The organism is Cupriavidus sp. NPDC089707 (genome assembly GCF_044748965.1).
Lineage (GTDB): Bacteria > Pseudomonadota > Gammaproteobacteria > Burkholderiales > Burkholderiaceae > Cupriavidus.
The window spans coordinates 1-20,942 of the sequence record NZ_JBIVHB010000042.1 but is presented as its reverse complement, the minus strand read 5'-3'; the positions used below and the strand labels follow the sequence as shown (position 1 = coordinate 20,942).

The following is a 20,942-nucleotide window of genomic DNA, read 5'->3' as shown; positions in this document are numbered from 1 at the left end:
CAACCCCACGCCTTTCGTGTGGACGAAGTCCGCCGATGACATCCTCGCCAGCATCAGGCGATTTTGTCTGCGAATTTCTGACGCAGGACACTAGGGAACGATGTAATGCGCTTTGATCTGGTCGATCTGAAACTGTTTACGCATATTGCCGAGGCCCAGAGCCTGACCGGCGGCGCGCAGCGTTCCCACCTGTCGCTGGCCGCGGCCAGTACCCGCATCAAGAACCTGGAGGAGTACGTCGGGGTCAAGCTGCTGAGCCGCAGCAGCCAGGGCGTGAAGGTCACCGGTGCCGGCGAGACCTTGCTGGCCCACGCGCGCCGCGTCATCCGCCAGCTGGAGCAACTCAGCGGCGATCTGCAGGAATACGTGGCCGGCGTGAAGGGCCATGTGCGCGTCTTTGCCAACACCACGGCGATGAGCGAGTTCCTGCCCGCGGTGCTGCGTACTTACCTCGTCAACAATCCTGACGTGACCATCGACATGCAGGAGCGGCTCAGCCCGGACATCGTGCGTGCGGTGCAGGAGGGGATGGTCGACATCGGCATCATCGCCGGCAACGTGCGTACCGAAGGACTCGAAGTCATGCCCTACCGGCGCGACCGGCTGGTGCTTGCGACCGCGCTGAGCCACCCGCTGGCCGAGCGCGACACCGTGGATTTCATCGATACGCTCGGCTACGACTTTATCGGCCTGCCGGAAGCCAGCGCCATCCACAACTTCCTCAAGCGCGCCGCGGTTGACCTGCAGCGCGAGCTGCGCTGGCGGGTCCAGGTCAGCAATTTCGAGACCGCCTGCCGCATGATCGAGGCCAATGTCGGCATCGGCGTGCTGCCCGAGAGCACGGCCGCGCGGCATGCCAGCACCATGGCGCTGCGCATCATCCAGCTCAACGACGAATGGGCCGAGCGCAAGCTGCAGGTGTGCGTGGCGGATGTCGGCGCGTTGCCGCTGTTCGCGCGCAAGCTGGTCGACCTGCTGGTCGAGGACGGCCTCGGGCGGCAGGACTGACCGCCCCCGCCGCTATCGCTGTCGCTACTTCTGCTGCGAAACCATCTGCTTGAGCTGGTGCTTGAGCAGCTTGCCGCTGGCCGTGGTCGGAATGCTGGCGACGCGCAGGATCTTCTCCGGGCGCTTGTACGGCGACAGGCGGTCGACCAGATAGTCGTGCAGCGCCGCCGCATCGAACTTCTCGCCGTCCTTGATCTCGACAAAGGCAATCACTTGCTCGTTGCCGTCCGCGGCTGGCTGGCCCACCACGGCAGACACGCGCACCGACGGATGCGTGTTGATCACCGATTCGACTTCGATCGGATAGACGTTGAATCCCGAATGGATGATCAGGTCCTTGGTGCGGCCCACGATAAACAGCGCGCCGTCGGGCCCCAGCCGGCCCAGGTCGCCGGTATTGAGCCAGCCGCCGGGGCGCAGCGCCTCGGCGGTCAGCGCCGGTGCGCGGTAATAGCCGCGCATGACGCCCGGGCCCCTGACCCACAGCTCGCCGGGTTCGCCGGCCGGCACCGGTTGGCCGTCAGGCCCGACCACCTGCAGTTCCGCGCCTGCTACGATCTCGCCCGCCGAGCAATCGCCGCGCGGCCGGTCCATGCGCGTGACAGACAGCGAGCCCGCATACTCGGTCATGCCGTAGCCATGGTGCAGTGGCTGGCCGAACATCGCTTCGACTTCCTGCTTGAGCGTCGGGTCGAGCGGCCCGCCGCCGGTGTACAGGTAGCGCAGCCTGGGCGATGGTGCCAGCGGCATGCCGCTCGCACGCACATGCGCGAGGATGCGGCTGAACATGGTCGGCACGCCTTGCAGCAGCGTGATCGCACCTTGCCGGATCGCCGCGGTGACATCCGCCGCGTTGAAGCGCGGGCTCAGGTAAAGGCTGGCGCCTGCCTGGAAGGTCGACACCAGCAGCGTGCCCAGTCCGAAGACATGCGACATCGGCATCACAGCGTACGCGCAGTCATCCGGCTGCATGCGGCGTGATTCCACCGTGACGCGGGCAAAGTGCAGCAGGCCGCGGTGCGTCACCATCACACCCTTGGGCTGCCCGGTGGTGCCGGAGGTATAGATCAGCGCGGCGACCTCGCGTGCCAGGGCATCGGGCTCGCGTTCGCTGGCGCTGTCGGCGGTGCTGGCCATCAGCGGGCCGAGTCCGGCCGGCGCGATTTCGCGGGCACGGTAGCGCACGCCGTGCCGCAGCGCGTCGGGCGAGGCGGCGTGGGTAAACAGCATCAGCCGGGGCTGGCAGTGCGAGCGGATCACCTCGATCTCGCGCGCCGACAGGCGCGCGTTGACCACTACCGGCCATGCGCCCAGTTCGGACAAGGCGAACACCAGCGTGATCACGGCGAGGCAGTTCTCGGCCACGACCAGCACCCGGTCGCCGGTGCCGACGTCCTGCGCGTCCAGCCAGTCCTGTGCGTCCTGGATACCCTGCCAGAGCTGCGCGAATGTCACGGTGCGGCCATCCTCGAAGACTGCCGTGCGATCAGGGGCCGCGGTGGCCCAGTGGCGGGGGAGATCGCTGATCCGTTGTGGGTTGGCTCGGTCCGGGGGCATCGCGCGGATAGTCCTTGTGCGGGGTAAAGTGCCGTCCGGCAATCCGGACGACGCCAGTGTATGAGCGTGGCAAGTGCGCTGCAATCGCGGATCGGCAAAGGCCGTGTTCGAGGTTGCCGAAAGCGCGCGTGTCAGGCCAGTTGCTGGTCCAGCCACTGCGGCACGAACGCCGCGGCGCGCGTGGCAGCGGTGGCCGGCCGCCTGGCGCCGGACCGTGCCAGTGCGTGCAATGACAGGCCGAACCAGTCGTAGAACGCGGCCTCCAGGTCGCTGCGCGGCGACCAGCCGATGCGGCGCTTCAGGTCCTCGGTGCCGGGGTTGTCATGCAGGACCTCGAACAAGGCGCGCATCAGCCGCTGCGTGCGGCATAGCTCGGTCAGCGCGGCACCTTCCGAGAACAGCGTGCGCCGCACCTGCGTGGGCGAGGCGCGCAGCAGGTCGGCGATGAAGGCTGCACTCCATGTGTGCTGCGGCTGCATGAAGACGCGCTGCGACAGCCGGTGGTGCAGCGACGCGCCGAGCGCGCCGCCGGGGCGCATCCGCATTTCCAGGCTGCAGCAGGCCGGCTGCACCGCGCCGCCGTCGAGGTACAGGTCTACCGTTTCGAACGGGGCCGCCACCAAAGGCTGACCGGGTACGACCACGCGCTCGAAGCCGCGGCGCCGCACCAGAGTCTTGCCCTGCGTCGCGGCGATCATCAGCGGGAACGCCGGCAACAGCCGCGACATATGCGTGTGCGAAAAGGCCTGGAGTTCGATGCGCATGGTCTTCGGGCAATCCTGTCGGCGCCTTGTCGTCGTATCGGCTTACACCACGCCCTTGGTGCGCAGCGCCTGCACCTGATCCGCATCGAGCTGCAGGTAGTCGCGCAGCACTTCCTCAGTGTGCTGGCCCAGTGCGGGCGGGGCATAGCGCAGCGTAGGCGGCGTCTCCGACAGGCGCAGCGGGCTGGCAGCGGTCACTACCCGATTGACGCTCTGGCCGGCGGGCGGCTGCTCGCCCGGATAGCGCGACTGCTCGATGCGCAGGCCGCGCGACTGCACATGCGGGTCGGCATACGCCTGGGCGATGTTGTTGATCGGGCCGCACGGCACGGAATTGGCTTCGAGCAGCGTGACCCATTCGGCGGTGGTGCGGGTGCGCGTGAGCTCCATCATCATCGCGATCAGCACCTTGCGGTTGTTGACGCGGCCGGTGTTGGTGGCGTAGCGCTCGTCGCGTGCCCAGTCCATGCCCGCGGCCTCGCAGAAGCGCGCGAACTGGCCGTCGTTGCCGATCGCCAGCAGCATGTTGCCGTCGGCCGTGGGGAAGTCCTGGTAGGGCACCACGCTGGGGTGGATATTGCCCTGGCGGCGGGGCACGTCGTCGGCATTGAGGAAGCCGGCGCCCTGGTTGGCCAGTACCGCCATTGCCACGTCCAGCAGGGCGATGTCGATGTGCTGCCCGCGGCCGGTGTAGTGGCGCGCCTCCAGCGCGCTCAGGATCGCCGTGGTGGCGTACATGCCGGTAAACAGGTCGATCACCGCCACGCCCACCTTCATCGGACCGCCGCCGGGCTCGCTGTCGGCATGGCCGGTGATGCTCATCAGGCCGCTCATGGCCTGGATCAGCAGGTCGTAGCCGGGGCGGGCCGCATACGGCCCGGTGTGGCCGAAGCCGGTCACCGAGCAGTAGACCAGGCGCGGATTGATCGCGCTCAGGCTCTCGTAGTCCAGGCCATAGCGCTTGAGGCCGCCGGTCTTGAAGTTCTCCACCACGACATCGCTGTGGCGGGCCAGATCGCGGATCAGTGCCTGGCCTTCGGGCCTGGACATGTCCACGGTGACCGAGCGCTTGTTGCGGTTGGCCGCGGTGAAGTAGCTTGCCTGCCGCGTGGGCACGCCATCCTCGCCCGAGAGGAACGGAGGGCCCCAGTGGCGGGTATCGTCGCCTTCGCCAGGCTTTTCGATCTTGATGACGTCGGCGCCCATGTCCGCCAGGTTCTGGGTGGACCACGGCCCGGCCAGCACGCGCGACAGGTCGAGCACGCGCAGGTGGCTCAGCGCGCCCGTATGCGGCGAAGGGGGCGGTGAAGGGGGCGGCAGCTCGGGCAGGGAGTTGGTGGCGGAATCAGTCATGGAAATCGTGGCGGTTGATTCGTTTCTGCCCGTCTCGCGGGATGGGCAGCGTGGGGCATCAAGAACGGCACGGCTCCGCGTGGAGCCGTGCGGTACTCGCACATGATAGAGCCGCGATCAGCAGCGCTCGAACACTGCGGCAATGCCCTGGCCGCCGCCGATGCACATGGTTTCCAGGCCATAGCGGCCGCCGCGGCGCTGCAGTTCGTGCAGCAGCGTGGCCAGGATGCGCACGCCGGTGGCGCCGATCGGGTGGCCCAGCGAGATGCCCGAACCATTGACGTTGAGCTTCTGCTCGATCGCGTCCTGGTCGCTCCACTCCCACCCCTTCAGCACGGCCAGCACCTGGCAGGCAAAGGCTTCGTTCAGCTCCACCAGGTCCATCTGGTCCAGCGTCAGGTTCAGGCGCTTGAGCAGCTTCTTCACCGCCGGCACCGGGCCGATGCCCATGTGCGACGGCTCGCAGCCCGCGGCGGCCCAGCCCACCAGCGTTGCCATCGGGGTCAGGCCCAGTTCGGCCAGCTTGTCTTCGGCGACGATCAGGCAGGCGGCGGAGGCGTCGTTCTGCTGGCTGGCGTTGCCGGCGGTGACGGTGCCGTTGGGCATCAATGCGCGCAGCTTGCCCAGGCTTTCCATCGAGGTGCCGGGACGGAAGCCCTCGTCACGCGCGAAGGTGACCGGGTCGCCCTTGCGCTGAGGTACCTGCACCGGCACGATCTCGGCGTCGAAGCGGCCGGATTCCCACGCCGCCGCGGCGCGCTCGTGGCTGCGCACGGAAAAGGCGTCGGCCTGCTCGCGAGTAATGCCGTAGTCGCGCGCCAGGTTCTCGGCGGTCTCGATCATCCCGGAGATCTTGCCGAAGCGCTCGACCGGCTGCGAGCGCTCGCGGCCACGGTCGAGGCGGTCGTAGAACTTCACGTTGCCCGAGCGCGAGCCCTTGCGCATATCGGTGGTGTAGTACTCGATATTGCTCATGCTCTCGACGCCGCCGGCGATGACCACGTCGGCAGCGCCGCTCTGCACCATCATCGAGGCCGTGACGATGGCCTGCAGGCCGCCGCCGCAGCGGCGATCCAGCTGCATGCCCGGCACTTCGACCGGCAGGCCGGCCTGCAGCGCGGCCCAGCGGCCCACGCAGGGCACTTCGCTGTTGGCGTAGGACTGGGCAAAGACCACGTCATCGATGCGGGCGGGGTCGATGCCGCTGCGTTCGACCACGGCGCGCACGGTGGTGGCGGCCAGTTCCTCGACGGACACGGGACGCAGGCTGCCACCGAAGGTGCCGACGGGAGTACGGAGGGGGGTGACGATTGCGGCTCGGCGCATGGAAGTCTCCTTGGAAATTCTGTTGGGTAGGCTGAGCAGGCGCCCGGTCAGGCCGCGCCCGCGGTGGCAACGAAAACCGCGCCGCACTGGCGCAGCAGGGCGTGGGCCTGGCGCTCCAGGTCCTCGCGGTGTTCGGGGGCGGCGAGGTCCAGCATGCGGCGCACGCGCTGCGACAGGGTCTGGCCGCGCAGGTCGGCAACACCGTGCTCGGTGACGATCAGGCCGGCATCCGAGCGCGGCGTGCTGACCGGGCCGGACAGCTGCGCGACGATGCGGCTCGCGCCCTTCGCTGTCGCGGGCAGGGCGACGATGGGCAGGCCGCCGCGGCTGCGCGCGGCGCCGCGCAGGAAGTCCACCGCGCCGCCAACCGCGCCGACATAGACGCCTGCCGCCACTTCGGCATTCACCTGTCCGGTCAGATCGACTTCGATCGCCGAGTTGATCGCCGTAAGCTTGTCGATGCTGGCCAGCACCTCGGGATGATGCGTGTAGCTGGTTTCGCGCAGTTGCAGCTTCGGATTGCGGTGAGCCCAGCGCCGCAGTCGCTCGCTGCCCATCAGGATGCCGCCGATGCCGATGCCGGTATCGATGGTCTTGCGCGCGTTGGTCAGCACGCCGGCCTCGGCCAGCGCGGCAATGCCGTCGCCGACCGCACCGCTGTGCAGCCCCAGGTCGCGGCGGTCGTGCAGCGCGGCCACCACGGCCTCGGGCAGGTTGCCGATGCCCATCTGCAGCGTGGCGCCGTCCTCGATCCAGCCCGCGATATGACGGGCGATTGCCTGTTCCGCCGGACCGGGGGCGCTGCGCTCCAGACTGATCGGCGCATGCGCGGCATCGACCAGCAGGTCGATCTCGTCGGCGGTGAGGTGGCGGCTGCCGTAGGTCCACGGTACGTCCGGGTTCACCTCGGCGACGATCACGCGGGCCCGGTCCAGCGCCGCGGGAATGTACTCATGCACCAGGCCCATGCTGTAGCGGCCCGCCTCGTCTGGCGGCGACACCTGCAGCAGCACCACGTCTGCGCGCAGCGCGCCCTGGCGGATCAGGCCGGGCAGGTGCGAGTAGTGGCTCGGCACGATGTCCAGCACGCCGGCCTTGGCCAGCTGGCGGTGCGGGCCGCTGGCGGCATAGCCGAAGAAGTCGATCACGTCGGCCTGCGCCGGCTGCAGCGTGTCGGACTGGCCGATGCCGACAAACACGCTGAGACGCCCGCCCTGCGCCAGTGCGTGGCGGTGCTCGACCAGCGCGCGCGTCAGCGTCAGCGGTTCGGCGGTAGCCTGGCCCCACCAGATATGGTCGCCGGGGCGTAGCAGTGCCCGCAGCGCGGAGGCCAGTTCCTTGTTATCCACGGTAGCGGGATGCATAGGGCGGTGCGGGGTCAGGCGAGCTCGGCCCAGCCGTGGCTGAGCACTACCTTGTCGCGCTCGGCCACGCGGGCGCGCACCTGGAAGTGGCTGGCGCTTTCGGGCGTGCGCCAGATCTCGGTGACCAGCGTCTCGCCGGGGAACACCGGTGCGGTGAAGCGGATATCCAGCGCGCGCAGGCGGGCGGGATCGTGGTCCGCGCACTGGCGCACCAGTGCATGCGCGACCAGCCCGTAGCTGGCCAGGCCGTGCAGGATCGGCCGCTCGAAGCCTGCCGTCCTGGCGACAGCGGGGTCGGCGTGCAGCGGGTTGAAGTCGCCCATCAGGCGATATAGCAGCGCGGCTTCGGGGCGGATTGCCTGCGTGTCGGTGAAATCCGGCGCGCGGTCCTCCGGGGTCGGACGCAGCGCGGGCAGCGGATCGTCGCTGGGCTGGCCGCCGTCGCGCTGGCTGTAGCCGCCGTCGCCGCGCAGGAAGCTGACCTGCTGCACCGTCGCCAGCAAATCGCCGTCTGCCGTTTCGAGCCGGCGCTCGGTCACCATGACCGCGCCCTTGCCTTCACCCTTGTCGGTCAGGTGCGTGATGCGGTTGTGGCCGACGATGTCGGCGCTGGCCGGCAGCGGTCGGTGCAGGCGCATGCGTTGCTCGCCGTGCAGCAGCTTGACCCAGTCGATGCCGGTATCGGCCTCGCGGGCCCAGAAGCCGGGATAGCCCAGTACCACCGCCTGCGATGGCAGTGTGCGCAACCCGCCTGCGGCGCCCTCGAACACGAAGGGCAGGGCGGCCGCGTCCAGCGGATCGTTGCCCAGCCCCAGGCTGAGTGCGTACAGCATGGTGTCGCGCTCGGTATAGCGCTGGCGTACCGGGGCGAACGGTCGCTGCTTGAGGTGCTGGTAGCTCACTGCCATGTTCCGGGTCCTATGTCTTGATCAGGAGATAGCCGTGAGGATGTCGCCAAAGTGGGTTTTGCGCTATTTGACAATGCCAATGGCCGACTTCGGCGTTTGCGAAAACGCCATCTCGGGCCCGGGATGCCGGCCTTAAGCGCCGTGGAAGGCGCGGTTTCGCAATGGCTGATTGCCCGAGGCGTCGATCGCAGCGACTATTGCGGCCAAGACAGCATCGGTCGCCGCCATGGCCATCCCGTGGGACCGAAGCGCCGCAAATTTCGTCCGCAAATTCCGTCCGTATTCACGCCAACGACGCGCCATGATCGAACAGACCCAATCGAACAACTACCAAGAAATCCGCGATGCCGTGCGCGCGCTTTGCGCCGAATTCCCGGATGAGTACTTCCGCAAAGTCGACGAGCAGCGTGCTTACCCCGAGGCCTTCGTCAACGCATTGACCGCGGCCGGCTGGCTGGCCGCGCTGATCCCGCAGGAATACGGTGGTTCGGGCCTGGGCCTGACCGAAGCCTCGGTCATCATGGAAGAAATCAACCGCAGCGGCGGCAATTCCGGTGCCTGCCACGGCCAGATGTACAACATGGGCACGCTGCTGCGCCACGGCTCCAAGGCGCAGAAGGACAAGTACCTGCCGAAGATCGCCTCGGGCGAATGGCGCCTGCAGTCGATGGGCGTGACCGAGCCCACCACCGGCACCGACACCACCAAGATCAAGACCTCGGCGGTCAAGAAGGACGGCCGCTATGTGGTCAACGGCCAGAAGGTGTGGATCAGCCGCGTGCAGCACAGCGACTTCATGATCCTGCTGGCGCGCACCACCGCGCTGGCCGACGTGAAGAAGAAGAGCGAAGGCATGTCCATCTTCATGGTGGACCTGCATGAGGCGCAGAAGAAGGGCCTGACCGTGCGGCCGATCCCGAACATGGTCAACCACGAGACCAACGAGCTGTTCTTCGAAGACCTGGAAATCCCCGAGGAAAACCTGATCGGCGAAGAAGGCAAGGGCTTCAAGTACATCCTCGACGGCCTCAACGCCGAGCGCACCCTGATCGCCGCCGAGTGCATCGGCGACGGCTACTGGTTCATGGATCGCGTCACCAAGTACGTCAGCGAGCGCGAAGTCTTCGGCCGCCCGATCGGCCAGAACCAGGGCGTGCAGTTCCCGATCGCCGAGTCCTTCATCGAACTGGAAGCCGCCAACCTGATGCGCTGGAAGGCCTGCGAACTGTTCGACAAGCACGAGCCGATGGGCGCCCAGGCCAATATGGCCAAGTACCTGGCGGCCAAGGCCAGCTGGGAAGCCGGCAACGCCTGCCTGCAGTTCCACGGCGGCTTCGGCTTTGCCTGCGAATACGACATCGAGCGCAAGTTCCGCGAGACGCGCCTGTACCAGGTCGCGCCGATCTCGACCAACCTGATCTACTCGTACGTCGCGGAACACATCCTGGGGCTGCCGCGCTCATTCTGAGCGGTAGAAGCGTCGATCGATACCGCTTCTGGCCGGCGCTGTCGCGCCGGCCGTTTTGCATCGGCAATATCAAATGCCCGCGACTCCGCTAGCGGGCGGGCGTTGCAGGGCGGGTATCGCGCACCGTGGCCGGCGCCGGATATACCTCGTCGCCAGCAGCGATCGGCAAGCGTGGTGGTGGCGGAGTCATGGACGTATCGCGCGGCGGCGCTTCACATCCAGCCACGGCGGCCGCGAGCAGGGCGATGCGAAGCGCATAGCCCGGCCGGCTGCGCCAGGCGTAGTGCAGGTTGAAGATGAGCGTGTCTGGCATGGATCGGGCCCTTTGCGCGGAATGCGTTCAGTGTAGGCAAAGGCGACAGCTACCATCGGCCCAACCGACGACTTCCGGAGTGCTTCATGAGCCTCACCGACTGGTGGTAACTTTGCTTCAGTGATGTCAATTTCATAGAATGACTGCATTGATATCAAATGAAGGCGTTGATAGCTATGGCCACCATGACCGTAAGAAACCTGCCGGACGAGGTACATCGCGCGTTAAGAGTGCGGGCGGCCGCGCACGGACGCAGTACCGAAGCGGAAGTGCGAGACATCCTCGAGGCGGCTGTGAAACCGGCCGAGCGCCTGCGCATGGGCGATGCCTTGACGCGGTTGGGTCGGGACCTGGGCCTTACCAATGCCGATGTCGAGATGATTGAGCAAGTTCGCGACCGGGCGCCGGCGGCTCCGCTAGGGTTCGACGAATGATCGTGTTGGACACCAATGTTGTATCCGAGGCCATGAAGCCGGAACCGTCGCCGAGCGTGCGTGCGTGGCTCAACGAACAGGCAGCGGAAACCCTGTTTCTGTCTAGCGTGACGCTGGCCGGACTGCTCTATGGCATCGGAACGCTGGCGCCCGGGCGTCGCAAGGCTGCGCTGGAGGGAGCATTGGAAGGCCTGCTGGTTTTGTTCGGGGAACGGGTCCTGCCGTTTGATATCGAGGCAGCGCGCTGCTACGCCGAACTCGCAACGCGAGCCAGAGCGGCGGGGAGGGGATTCCCAACCCCTGACGGCTACATTGCCGCCATCGCGACCGCGCACCGCTATACAGTGGCCACACGTGACACGAGTCCCTTCCAGGCCGCCGGCGTGCCCGTCATCAATCCCTGGGAAGCGCAACGAGCCTGATTCCGCGTGACACTCTCTGGTTCACCCCGGCAAAACTAAAAAAGAAGCCACGCTCCGACATCGGGGCGTGGCCCAGAGTGCCGACCCTCCCTCTGGTCGGCGGGGGAATTTATTGTTCTGGCACCAGGACTGATTCCGCCTTCCAGCGAAGGCGGCTTGGCCCGGCCGATGCCAGGGCGGCGGGCGCATGCTTGCATCTCTCGGTTTGCGTCACCATTGAACGCCGTAGAGCTAGTGCAGCTCTGTGCGGCCCCTGACAGAGACGCGTTTCAAAACCGAGGTGCGCGGCCGCTCAGTGCGTCAACAGGTCGTGCAACGCCGGGGCTCGCGCACCCGCCGCTGCCTCAGCCTTGCTGCGCGAACATCGTCACGATGATCCCGCCCATTTCATGCCGCCGTGCGGCAGACATCCGCGACGCAGTCGAAACAATGCTGATGGCCGCATCCGCGCCCATTGCCAGCGGCAGGGCATAGCCCACGCCCGCCACGCCTTCCGCGCCCGCCAGCGCGTAGCCCAGCTTGCGGCTGCGCTCGACGCCACGCATCAGCTTGAGCAGGCTCAGGCCGCTTGCCTCGTACTCGGCGCGGTGGCGTTCGTAGTGCGCGCGGATCGCGTCGTTGTCCATCCTGGCCAGCAGCGCCATGCTGCCGGTGCCCTGGCCCAGCAGGCGCGAGGTGCCGGTCAGCATGTGGAAGGTCTTGATGCGGTGGCTGCCTTCCTCGGTATGCAGGCAGTGCCCGTGGTCGCCAATGCGCACGATCAGGAAGACCGCGTCGCCGGTCAGGCGCGCCAGTGCCTTCATCTTGCTGACGAGGGCGCTGTTGGGTGGCGGCCGGTTCATCGCGCGCAGCCCGAGCGCCATCGCCGCGGTACCGAGGTGATAGCGCTTGCCGGCCGATTCGCGCTCGATATACGCACCGGCTTCCAGGAAGCGCGCCATGCGGTGCGCGGTGGTGCGGTCGATGCCGGCCATGGCGGCAAGGTCGGGCAGCGCCAGCCCGGTGTCATGGTGTTCGGCCAGCAGTTGCAGCAGGGTGAAGGCGCGCGCCAGGCTCTGGACGCCGCCGGGAGCGGAGGATTTGGTGGGCATGGCCGGATGCGTCGGCGGAGCGTCGGAAGACACTCCCAGGGTGGGCAGACTGTGCACATTATGCACAATCTGAGCGATTGAGGTTGTCGCGCGGGGCGCCGTGGTTTGCAATCCATCCATCACGGAACCACAGGCACGCGCCATGATCCCCATCGAATCCCGCATTGACCCGTCCTCCGACGCCTTCGCCGGCCAGCGCGCCGGCATGCAGGCACTGATCGACCGCCTGCATGGGCTGGAGCAGCGCGCCGTGGCCGCGTCCGAGCGCTCGCGGCCCACCTTTGCAAGACGCGGCGCGCTGCTGCCGCGCGAGCGCGTCGGCCGCCTGCTTGACCCGGGCGCGCCGTTCCTGCCGCTGGCCACGCTGGCGGGCTTCTGCATGGACGATCCCGACCCGGAGACGTCGGTGCCCGGCGGATCGCTGGTGGCCGGCATCGGCATTGTGTGCGGGGTGCGCTGCATGGTGCTCGCCACCGATTCCGGCATCGATGCCGGCGCCATGACTGAGGCCGGCAACATGAAGCTGGTGCGCTGCCAGGAAATCGCGCTGGAAAACCGGCTGCCCTTTATCCACCTGGTGGAGTCGGCCGGCGCCAACCTGCGCAAGTACCGCGTCGACAAGTTTGTCCGCGGCGGCGCCATCTTCTACAACCTGGCGCGGCTGTCGGCGGCCGGGCTGCCGGTCATCACGGTCGTGCACGGCTCGTCCACGGCAGGTGGTGCCTACATGCCCGGCCTGTCCGACTACGTGGTGATGGTGCGCAACCGCGCCCGCGCCTTCCTGGCCGGTCCGCCGCTGCTGAAGGCCGCCACCGGCGAAATCGCCACTGACGAAGAGCTGGGCGGCGCCGACCTGCACGCCACCGCCACCGGCCTGGCTGAATACCTTGCAGAAGACGACGAGCACGCCATTGCCACCGCGCGCGATATCGTTGCCAGCCTGGACTGGCCCAAGGTTGAGCGCCAGCCGGCGCAGCCGGCACGTGCCCCGCGGCTTGACGCGTTGGAACTGGACGGCGTCATGACGCTGGACATGAAGCGCCCGGTCGACATGCGCGAAGTGATCGCGCGCATCGTCGACGATTCCGCGTGGCTGCCGTTCAAGCCCGACTACGGCCCCGGCACGGTGTGCGGCCACGCCCGCATCGAAGGCAATGCGGTCGGCTTCATCACCAACAACGGCCCCATCGACCCGGCCGGCGCAACGAAGGCGGCGCAGTTCATCCAGCTGTGCAACCAGTCCGGCACGCCGATCGTGTTCCTGCAGAACACCACCGGCTTTATCGTCGGGCGCGCCTCGGAAGAGGCCGGCATGATCAAGCACGGCTCCAAGATGATCCAGGCGCTGTCCAACTCCAGGGTGCCGCAGATTACGCTGTACTGTGGCGCCTCGTTCGGCGCGGGCAACTTCGGCATGTGCGGGCGGGGTTTCAAGCCGCGCTTCTGCTTCTCGTGGCCGAACGCGCGCACGGCGGTGATGGGCGGCGAGCAGGCCGCCATGACGCTGGAGATCGTGGCGCGCCAGCAGGCGGCGCGCAAGGGCAAGCCGGTCGACGAGGCGCAACTGGCCGGCCAGACCGCCGAGATCGTCGCCAACTTCGAGCGGCAGGCGAGCGCCTTCGTCACCAGCGGACTGCTGCTGGACGACGGCGTGATCGATCCGCGCGACACGCGTGCCGTGCTCGCCTTCGTGCTGGCCACCGCGCGCGAGGCGGCGCTGCGCCAGCCGCATGCCATCCAGTTCGGCGTCGGGCGCTTCTGAGCGCCGCCGCCCCCAGACAACCAGAACGCAACGATATCCAGGAGACCAGCATGCTTTACACCGAAGACCACCGCAACATCATGGACAGCATCCGCCGCTTCGTTTCGGCGGAGATCGATCCCTTCGTCGACGAATGGGAAGCCGCCGAGGTGTTTCCGGCGCACGAACTGTTCAAGAAGATGGGCAGCCTCGGCTTTCTCGGCATCACCAAGCCGGTGGAGTACGGCGGCATGGGGCTCGACTTCTCCTACGCCGTCGCCGCTGCCGAGGCGCTCGGGTATGCGCGCGCACAAGGCGTCGGCATGGGCGTGGGCGTGCAGACCGACATGGCTACGCCGGCGCTGACCGCGTTCGGCTCCGATGAACTGAAGCGCAACTACCTGGCGCCCGCCATCGCCGGCGACATGGTGTGCTCGATCGGCGTGTCCGAGGCGGGTGCCGGCTCCGACGTGGCCTCGCTCAAGACGCGTGCCGTGCGCGACGGCGACGACTATGTCATCTCCGGCTCCAAGATGTGGATCACCAACGGCACCCAGTCGGACTGGATCTGCCTGCTGTGCAACACCTCCGACGGGCCCGTGCACAAGAACAAATCGCTGATCGTGGTGCCGATCAGGGAAGACGGCAAGCGCGTGCGCGGCGTGGAAGTGCAGAAGATCAAGAAGTTCGGCATGTGGTGTTCGGACACTGCGCAGATCTTCTTTGACGAAGTGCGCGTGCCGGTACGCAACCGTATCGGCGAGGAGGGCATGGGCTTTATCTACCAGATGAAGCAGTTCCAGGAAGAGCGGCTGAACGGCGCGGCGCGCCGGCTCGCCTGCACCGCGCTGATCGAGGAAACCGCCGACTACCTGCGCCAGCGCATCGCCTTCGGCAAGCCGTTGCTGGACAACCAGTTCATCCAGTTCAAGCTGGCCGAGCTGAAGACCGAGATGGAGGCGCTGCGCGCGCTGGTCTACCTGGCCACGCAGACCTATATCGCCGGCGGCGACGTGGTCGAGCTGGCGTCGATGGCCAAGCTCAAGGCCGGGCGCCTGTCGCGCGAGGTGGCGGACTGGTGCATGCAGTTCCAGGGCGGCATGGGCTACACCTGGGACAACCACGCGTCGCGCGCCTACCGCGACTTCCGGCTGGGCTCGATCGGCGGCGGCGCGGATGAAGTGATGCTGCAGGTCATCGCCAAGCAGATGGGCCTGATGTCGCGCGGCTGACAGGCAGGAAGCGCCATGACCGAGCATTCGCAAACCGAACCCGTGATCGTGCGCCGCGCCGGCGGCGTGCTGTTCGCCACTCTCAACATCCCGGCCACGCGCAATGCGCTGGCGCCTGAAGTCGTGTCAGCGCTGGCGGCAGCGGTAGAACAGGCCGAAGCCGACGCCGATGTTCGCGCCCTGGTGCTGCGCGGCGCCGGCGGCATGTTCAGCGCCGGCGGCAATGTCGGCAATTTCCAGGCGCGGCTTGATGCCGATGCCAGCCTGGAAGACCCGGTCGCCACGCGCAACCGGCAGTTCGGCTATTTCATGCAGCGGCTGGGCGCGCTGCCGGTGCCGGTCATCGCGGCCGCGGATGGCGCCGCGATGGGCGGCGGCATGGGCCTGGCGTGCGCCGCCGACATCGTGCTGGCCACGCGGGACGCGCGCTTCGCGCTGTCGGAAACCACGCTCGGCATCATCGCCGCGCAGATCGCGCCGTTCGTGGTGCAGCGCATCGGCGCGGCTGCGACGCGCCGCCTGGGCCTGACCGGCGAGCGCATCAGCGGCGAAGCGGCGCTGGCGATCGGGCTGGTCGACCAGCTAGCCGCCGACAGCGCCGAACTGGACGCGCTGGTCGCCGAATGGCTGACGCGCATTGGCCGCTGCGGGCCCAATGCCAATCGCGTGTTCAAGACGCTGGTCAGCCGCTGCGGGCAGCAGCCGACGGGGCCGCTGCTGGACGAAGCCTCGCGGCTGTTCGCCCAGTGCATGCGCAGCGAGGGCGCCGAAGGCGTGGCGGCCTTCCGCGAAAAGCGCGACGCACGCTGGACTGTGCGCTTCGATGCCGATGCCGTGCGCGCGGCGCAATCGCCGGGCTGACGACCGCCGCCTGCCAATTTCCGGAAATTCACAGGATTCCCCCATGTCTGCAACCAGCCGACCCTTCCATACGCTGCTCGTCGCCAACCGCGGCGAGATCGCGGTGCGCATCATGCGCACCGCGCGCCGCCTCGGGCTGGCCACCGTGGCCGTCTACTCCGAGGCCGACTGCCACAGCCCGCATGTGTCCTTCGCGGACCGCGCAGTCTGCATCGGTGCCGCTGCGCCGCGCGAGTCGTACCTCAGCATCCCCGCCATCATCGAGGCCGCCCGGGCCAGCGGCGCCGACGCCATCCACCCCGGCTACGGCTTCCTGGCCGAGAACGCGGCCTTTGCCGAGGCTGTCGCGGCAGCGGGCCTGGTCTTCGTCGGCCCGCCCGCCGAGGCGATCCGCGCCATGGGCAACAAGGCCGAGGCCAAGCGCCTGATGCTGGCCGCCGACATGCCGTGCGTACCGGGCTACCAGGGCGTGGCGCAGGACGACGCCACGCTGCTGGCCGAAGCCGGTGCGATCGGTTTCCCGCTGATGGTGAAGGCCGCGGCCGGCGGCGGCGGGCGCGGCATGCGGCTGGTGCGCGAGGCGGCGGCGCTGCCCATGGCACTGGCAAGCGCGCGCTCCGAGGCCGCGGCCGCGTTCGGCTCCGACGAGCTGATCCTGGAGCGCGCCGTCATCGCGCCGCGCCACGTGGAGATCCAGGTCTTCGCCGACACGCACGGCCATGTCATCCATCTGGGCGAGCGCGATTGTTCGGTGCAGCGCCGCCATCAGAAAGTCATCGAAGAAGCGCCGTCGCCAGCGGTTGGCCCGGCGCTGCGCGCGCGCATGGGCGAGGCCGCGGTCCGCGCGGCAAAGTCGATCGGCTACGTCGGCGCCGGCACCATGGAGTTCCTGCTCGATGCAGATGGCAACTTCTACTTCATGGAGATGAACACGCGCCTGCAGGTCGAGCACGCGGTGACCGAAGCCATCACGGGTTTCGACCTGGTCGAGTGGCAATTGCGCGTGGCGGCCGGCGAGCCGCTGCCGGTGACGCAGGACCAGGTGAAGCTCAACGGCCACGCCATCGAGGTCCGTTTGACCGCCGAAGACGTGCCCGCCGGCTTCCTGCCGCAGGGCGGGCCGCTGCTGCGCTGGCGTCCGCCCGCCGCCGGTCGCGACGTGCGCGTCGACCACGCGCTGGAAGAGGGCGGCGCCATCCCCACGCACTACGACTCGATGGTGGCCAAGCTGGTCGCCCGTGGCGCCGACCGCGAGGAAGCGCGCCGCAAGCTGCTGCGCGCAGTGGAAGACTGCGCGCTGCTGGGCGTGCCGAGCAACCAGGGTTTCCTGGCCGACTGCCTTGCGCATCCGGCCTTCGCGGGCAATGACGTGCACACAGGCTTCGTCGATGCGCATATGCAGGGCGCGCTGCAGGCGCCGCTGCCGCCGCTGCCTGTGATGGCCAGCGCCGCGCTGGCCGCGGCGGGGCTGCTCGGCGACAACGGCAAGCCGGCCACGCTCGCGCGTGCCGCCGCCAGCGTGGTGCTGTACGCGGCCGGCACGGCGTGGGAAGCCACCTTGCGCGTCGCTACCGAAGGCTGGCGCGTGATGCTGCGCCAGCGCGAGGCTGGCCAGCAGCCGGTCGCCTGCGCGCTGCGCGTGCTGCGCGCCGACAGCGACAGCGGCACTGCGCTGGTCGAGTGCGATGGCGTGGCCTATCCACTGGTGTTCGCCGCCGGCAAGCAGGTGCTGCACCTGTTCCAGTCCGGCCGCGCCTGGCAGTTCCCGCTGCATGACCCACGCCGCCGCCGCGATGCCGGCGAAGCCGACGGGCTCCTGCAGGCACCGCTGACGGCGCGTATCGTCGCGGTCCACGTGGCCGAGGGCGAGCGCGTGGAAGCCGGCCAGCCGCTGGTGGTGCTGGAGGCAATGAAGATGGAGCACACCATCGCCGCGCCGTTCGCCGGTGTGGTCGCTGAACTGCCTGCGCGCGCTGGCGGACAGGCCAGCGCCGGTTCGCTGCTGGCGCGCGTCGAAGCCGATGTCATGGCGAAGGAGCCGGCATGAACGAACTGGCAAATACCGAGGCACATATCGAGGTACATACCGCGCCACATACCGGCAAGACCGTGCGCATCGGCGGCGCCTCCGGCTTCTGGGGCGATTCCGCGATCGCCACGCCGCAGCTGCTGACCGTTCCCGGTCTGCAGTACCTGGTCTACGACTACCTGGCCGAGACCACCATGTCGATCCTGGCGCGCGCCCGCGCCAAGGATCCGGCGCTGGGCTACGCCACCGATTTCGTGCACGCGGCGATGGGGCCTAACCTTGCCGAGATCCTGCGGCGCGGCGTCCGCGTGGTCGCCAACGCCGGCGGCCTCAACCCGGAAGGCTGCCGGGACGCGCTGCTCAAGGTCGCCGCGCAGCAAGGCCTGAATCCGCGCATCGCCGTGGTCACCGGCGACGACGTGCAGCCGCGCTTCGCGCAATGGTGCGCCGACGGGCTGACCGACCTGGCCGGTGCGCCCGTGCCAACGACCGAACCGTGGTCGGCCAACGCCTACACCGGTGCGCAGTGCATCGCCCGCGCGCTGGCGCTGGACGCCGATATCGTCATCGCCGGGCGCTGCGTCGACAGCGCCGTGGTGGTCGGGGTGTTGGCGCATGAATTCGGCTGGGACTGGACCGACTGGGACCGCCTTGCCGCCGGCACGCTGGCGGGCCATGTGATCGAATGCGGCGCGCAGGCCACCGGCGGGTTGTTTACCGATTGGGAGCGCGTGCCCGGCTGGGACCAGATGGGGTACCCGGTGATCGACTGCGCGCACGACGGCAGCTTCGTGCTGAGCAAGCCGGACGGCACCGGCGGGCTGGTCGATCCGGCCGCGGTCGCTGAACAGGTGCTGTATGAGGTGGGCGACCCTGCGAACTACCTGATGCCGGACGTGACCTGCGATTTCCGCATGGTCCGCACCGAGCAGGCCGCACCGGGCCGCGTGCGCGTGGATGGCGCGCGCGGCAGGGCGCCCGGCACCCACTACAAAGGCAATGCAACCTGGCAGGACGGCTTCCAGATCAGCCTGATGATGGCGATCCGCGGCATCGACGCCCCGGCCAAGGCACGCCGCACCGCCGACGCACTGCTGGCGCGCACCCGCGCCATGCTGGCCGAACGCGGCATGCCCGACTACACCGCGACCGTGGTCGAGCTGCTCGGCTGCGAATCCCAGTACGGCGCCCATGCGCGCGAGCTGCCGACGCGCGAGGTGGTGCTGCGCATCGGCGCGCGCCATCCGCTGGCGCGGGGCCTGAGCTTCCTGCAGCGCGAATGCTCGTCGGCGGGAACGTCGATGGCGGCCGGGACGCGCTCTTCCTTCGCGGGGCGTGTCGATATCCAGCCGGTGGTAAAGGTCTTTTCCTTCCTGGTGCCGAAGGCGGACGTTCCAATGCGCGTGGATTTCGAGGGGGGCGTGATCACGCTGCCGAATGCGGCTGTCAGCGCCGCTACCAGCGCCGCACCGGAGGCGCCCGCCGCGCTCGACGCCCCGGCACTGCCCCCGGTCCCCGACGAACCGCGCGTGCAACGGCCGCTGGTCGCGCTCGCCTACGCGCGCAGCGGCGACAAGGGCGACGACGAGAACATCGGCGTGATCGCGCGCAAGCCGGAGTACCTGGCCTTGCTGCGCGAACAGCTGACGCCGCAGGCCGTGCGCGCATATTTCGCCCATCTGGTGGAGGGCGAGGTCGAGCGCTTCGACGTGCCCGGCCTGCACGCGCTGAACTTCCTGATGCATGGCGCGCTGGGCGGCGGCGGCGTGGCCAGCCTGCGCTCCGACCCGCTGGGCAAGAGCTATGCGCAGATGCTGCTTGATTTCCCGCTTTCCGTACCGCGCAGCTGGGCATAGACCCGGCCTAACCCTGACAAGGAGGAGACACATGACCCGATCCAAGCGCAATGCCCGCGTCCGCCGCCTGTTGATGCTGAGCTTGCTCGCCGGCAGCCTTGCCGGCGCCGTCCCGGCCATGGCGCAAGGCGACGCCTACCCGAACCGTCCGGTCCGAGTGGTGGTGCCCTATACGCCCGGCGGCGTGTCCGACGCGGTGACGCGGCTGGTCATGCAGAAGCTGTCCGAGCGCATCGGCCAGCCGGTGGTGGTGGAAAACCGTGCCGGCGCCAACGGCATGATCGGCTCGGAAAACGTTGCCAGATCGGCGCCGGATGGCTATTCGCTGCTGGTCGTGGTCGCCGCCCACGCGATCAACCCGAGCCTGTACGGCAAGATGAGCTATGACCCGGTCAAGGACCTGACCGGCGTCAGCATGATCGGCCGGATCCCGCTGTTGCTGGTCGGCAGCGCGCAACTGCCGCCGACCAGCGTCAGGGAACTGGTGAGCTGGGGCAAGGCCAACCCGGACAAGATGACCTTTGCGTCGAGCGGCACCGGCTCCGGCGCGCACCTGGCGGGAGAACTGTTCGCGCAGGCGGTCGGCATGAAGATGACGCATGTGCCGTACAAGGGCATCTCGCCGGCGCTGCCCGACCTGTTCTCGGGTCAGGTCGCGGTGATCTTCGATTCGGTGCAGACCATGATGCCGCAGGTGAAGGCGGGCAAGGTGCGCGCGCTGGCGATTACCAGCCCGTCGCGCTGGCCGGCCGCGCCGGACGTGCCGACCATGGCCGAGGCCGGCTTCCCGGCGGTGACGGCGGGCAGCTGGATCGGCCTGCTGGCGCCGGCGAAGACGCCGCCGGCGGTGCTGGCGAGGCTGTCGGCAGACATGGATGCCGTGCTGCAGCAGCCGGACATGCGCGCGCGGCTGATCGACTACGGCATCGATCCGGTCGGCGGCAAGCCCGAGCAGTTCCAGGCCTTTATCAGGACGGAAGCGGTGCGCTGGGGCGAGGTGGTGAAGAAGAGCGGGGTGAAGCTGGAGTAAGCAGGACTTGGGAAAACGCCCGCGGCAGATTGCTGACAAAGGGAGAATTCCAGGTTGTTTGCTCCCCTCTCCCGCTTGCGGGAGAGGGGCTGGGGGAGAGGGCAGGCGCATGGCAAGCACCGTGGCGTCTCACTTCGTGGCAACTCCTGCCCTCTCCCCCGCCCCTCTCCCATAAATGGGAGAGG

Annotated in this window: 18 protein-coding genes; 10 read left to right on the top strand and 8 right to left on the bottom strand. The window is 68.3% G+C overall.

Annotated elements, in window-relative coordinates:
• The first annotated feature begins 105 nt into the window (after positions 1 to 105).
• Entirely contained in the window at positions 106 to 1,008 is a 903-nt protein-coding gene (locus ACIP1U_RS31925; RefSeq protein ID WP_400323752.1) for a LysR substrate-binding domain-containing protein, read from the top strand.
• Between the two features lie 24 nt (positions 1,009 to 1,032).
• Here the strand turns inward: ACIP1U_RS31925 and ACIP1U_RS31920 are convergent, their stop codons facing one another.
• From ACIP1U_RS31920 to ACIP1U_RS31895, 6 genes are all read right to left on the bottom strand, one after another.
• Positions 1,033 to 2,565, bottom strand: a complete 1,533-nt coding sequence (locus ACIP1U_RS31920) for a class I adenylate-forming enzyme family protein (RefSeq protein ID WP_400323749.1) — start codon at positions 2,563 to 2,565, stop codon at positions 1,033 to 1,035.
• A 131-nt stretch (positions 2,566 to 2,696) separates the two neighbouring features.
• The gene (locus ACIP1U_RS31915) at positions 2,697 to 3,329 is read right to left on the bottom strand and encodes an AraC family transcriptional regulator (protein WP_400323746.1); all 633 of its coding nucleotides are present in this window, start codon (positions 3,327 to 3,329) and stop codon (positions 2,697 to 2,699) included.
• 42 nt (positions 3,330 to 3,371) lie between these two features.
• Entirely contained in the window at positions 3,372 to 4,682 is a 1,311-nt protein-coding gene (locus ACIP1U_RS31910) for a CaiB/BaiF CoA transferase family protein (protein WP_400323743.1), read from the bottom strand.
• Between the two features lie 117 nt (positions 4,683 to 4,799).
• Positions 4,800 to 6,008: an acetyl-CoA C-acetyltransferase gene (locus tag ACIP1U_RS31905; protein ID WP_400323740.1), complete on the bottom strand. Its 1,209-nt coding sequence runs from the start codon at positions 6,006 to 6,008 to the stop codon at positions 4,800 to 4,802.
• 47 nt (positions 6,009 to 6,055) lie between these two features.
• Positions 6,056 to 7,372 carry an acetyl-CoA hydrolase/transferase family protein gene (locus tag ACIP1U_RS31900; protein WP_400323737.1) on the bottom strand — a complete coding sequence of 439 codons (1,317 nt, stop codon included), beginning with the start codon at positions 7,370 to 7,372 and terminating at the stop codon, positions 6,056 to 6,058.
• Positions 7,373 to 7,386: 14 nt separating this feature from the next.
• Entirely contained in the window at positions 7,387 to 8,280 is an 894-nt protein-coding gene (locus ACIP1U_RS31895) for a MaoC/PaaZ C-terminal domain-containing protein (RefSeq protein WP_400323734.1), read from the bottom strand.
• Between the two features lie 301 nt (positions 8,281 to 8,581).
• Between ACIP1U_RS31895 and ACIP1U_RS31890 the strand changes: the two genes are divergently transcribed.
• Complete coding sequence (locus ACIP1U_RS31890; protein WP_400323731.1) at positions 8,582 to 9,748, top strand: acyl-CoA dehydrogenase family protein; 1,167 nt, start codon at positions 8,582 to 8,584, stop codon at positions 9,746 to 9,748.
• Positions 9,749 to 9,836: 88 nt separating this feature from the next.
• Here the strand turns inward: ACIP1U_RS31890 and ACIP1U_RS31885 are convergent, their stop codons facing one another.
• Positions 9,837 to 10,061: a hypothetical protein gene (locus tag ACIP1U_RS31885; RefSeq protein ID WP_400323728.1), complete on the bottom strand. Its 225-nt coding sequence runs from the start codon at positions 10,059 to 10,061 to the stop codon at positions 9,837 to 9,839.
• A 176-nt stretch (positions 10,062 to 10,237) separates the two neighbouring features.
• Between ACIP1U_RS31885 and ACIP1U_RS31880 the strand changes: the two genes are divergently transcribed.
• Both ACIP1U_RS31880 and ACIP1U_RS31875 read left to right on the top strand, forming a co-directional pair.
• Entirely contained in the window at positions 10,238 to 10,495 is a 258-nt protein-coding gene (locus tag ACIP1U_RS31880; protein WP_400323725.1) for a FitA-like ribbon-helix-helix domain-containing protein, read from the top strand.
• On the top strand, positions 10,492 to 10,917 hold the full coding sequence (locus ACIP1U_RS31875; protein ID WP_400323722.1) for a type II toxin-antitoxin system VapC family toxin: 426 nt from the start codon (positions 10,492 to 10,494) through the stop codon (positions 10,915 to 10,917). The genes ACIP1U_RS31880 and ACIP1U_RS31875 overlap by 4 nt, the downstream gene beginning before the upstream one ends.
• Positions 10,918 to 11,261: 344 nt before the next feature.
• Here the strand turns inward: ACIP1U_RS31875 and ACIP1U_RS31870 are convergent, their stop codons facing one another.
• The gene (locus ACIP1U_RS31870; RefSeq protein WP_400323719.1) at positions 11,262 to 12,008 is read right to left on the bottom strand and encodes an IclR family transcriptional regulator; all 747 of its coding nucleotides are present in this window, start codon (positions 12,006 to 12,008) and stop codon (positions 11,262 to 11,264) included.
• Positions 12,009 to 12,150: 142 nt separating this feature from the next.
• Between ACIP1U_RS31870 and ACIP1U_RS31865 the strand changes: the two genes are divergently transcribed.
• The 6 genes from ACIP1U_RS31865 to ACIP1U_RS31840 are packed head-to-tail and all read left to right on the top strand — an operon-like array spanning position 12,151 to position 20,757.
• Entirely contained in the window at positions 12,151 to 13,770 is a 1,620-nt protein-coding gene (locus ACIP1U_RS31865) for an acyl-CoA carboxylase subunit beta (RefSeq protein WP_400323716.1), read from the top strand.
• Between the two features lie 50 nt (positions 13,771 to 13,820).
• Complete coding sequence (locus ACIP1U_RS31860) at positions 13,821 to 14,981, top strand: acyl-CoA dehydrogenase family protein (protein WP_400323713.1); 1,161 nt, start codon at positions 13,821 to 13,823, stop codon at positions 14,979 to 14,981.
• Between the two features lie 15 nt (positions 14,982 to 14,996).
• Positions 14,997 to 15,842 carry an enoyl-CoA hydratase/isomerase family protein gene (locus ACIP1U_RS31855; RefSeq protein ID WP_400323710.1) on the top strand — a complete coding sequence of 282 codons (846 nt, stop codon included), beginning with the start codon at positions 14,997 to 14,999 and terminating at the stop codon, positions 15,840 to 15,842.
• Positions 15,843 to 15,885: 43 nt separating this feature from the next.
• A complete protein-coding gene (locus ACIP1U_RS31850; RefSeq protein ID WP_400323707.1) occupies positions 15,886 to 17,889 on the top strand; it encodes an acetyl/propionyl/methylcrotonyl-CoA carboxylase subunit alpha in 2,004 nt (667 codons plus the stop codon).
• Positions 17,886 to 19,727, top strand: coding sequence for an acyclic terpene utilization AtuA family protein (locus ACIP1U_RS31845; protein ID WP_400323704.1), 1,842 nt, complete (start codon positions 17,886 to 17,888; stop codon positions 19,725 to 19,727). The genes ACIP1U_RS31850 and ACIP1U_RS31845 overlap by 4 nt, the downstream gene beginning before the upstream one ends.
• Positions 19,728 to 19,758: 31 nt before the next feature.
• On the top strand, positions 19,759 to 20,757 hold the full coding sequence (locus tag ACIP1U_RS31840; RefSeq protein WP_400323701.1) for a Bug family tripartite tricarboxylate transporter substrate binding protein: 999 nt from the start codon (positions 19,759 to 19,761) through the stop codon (positions 20,755 to 20,757).
• Positions 20,758 to 20,942 lie beyond the last annotated feature (185 nt).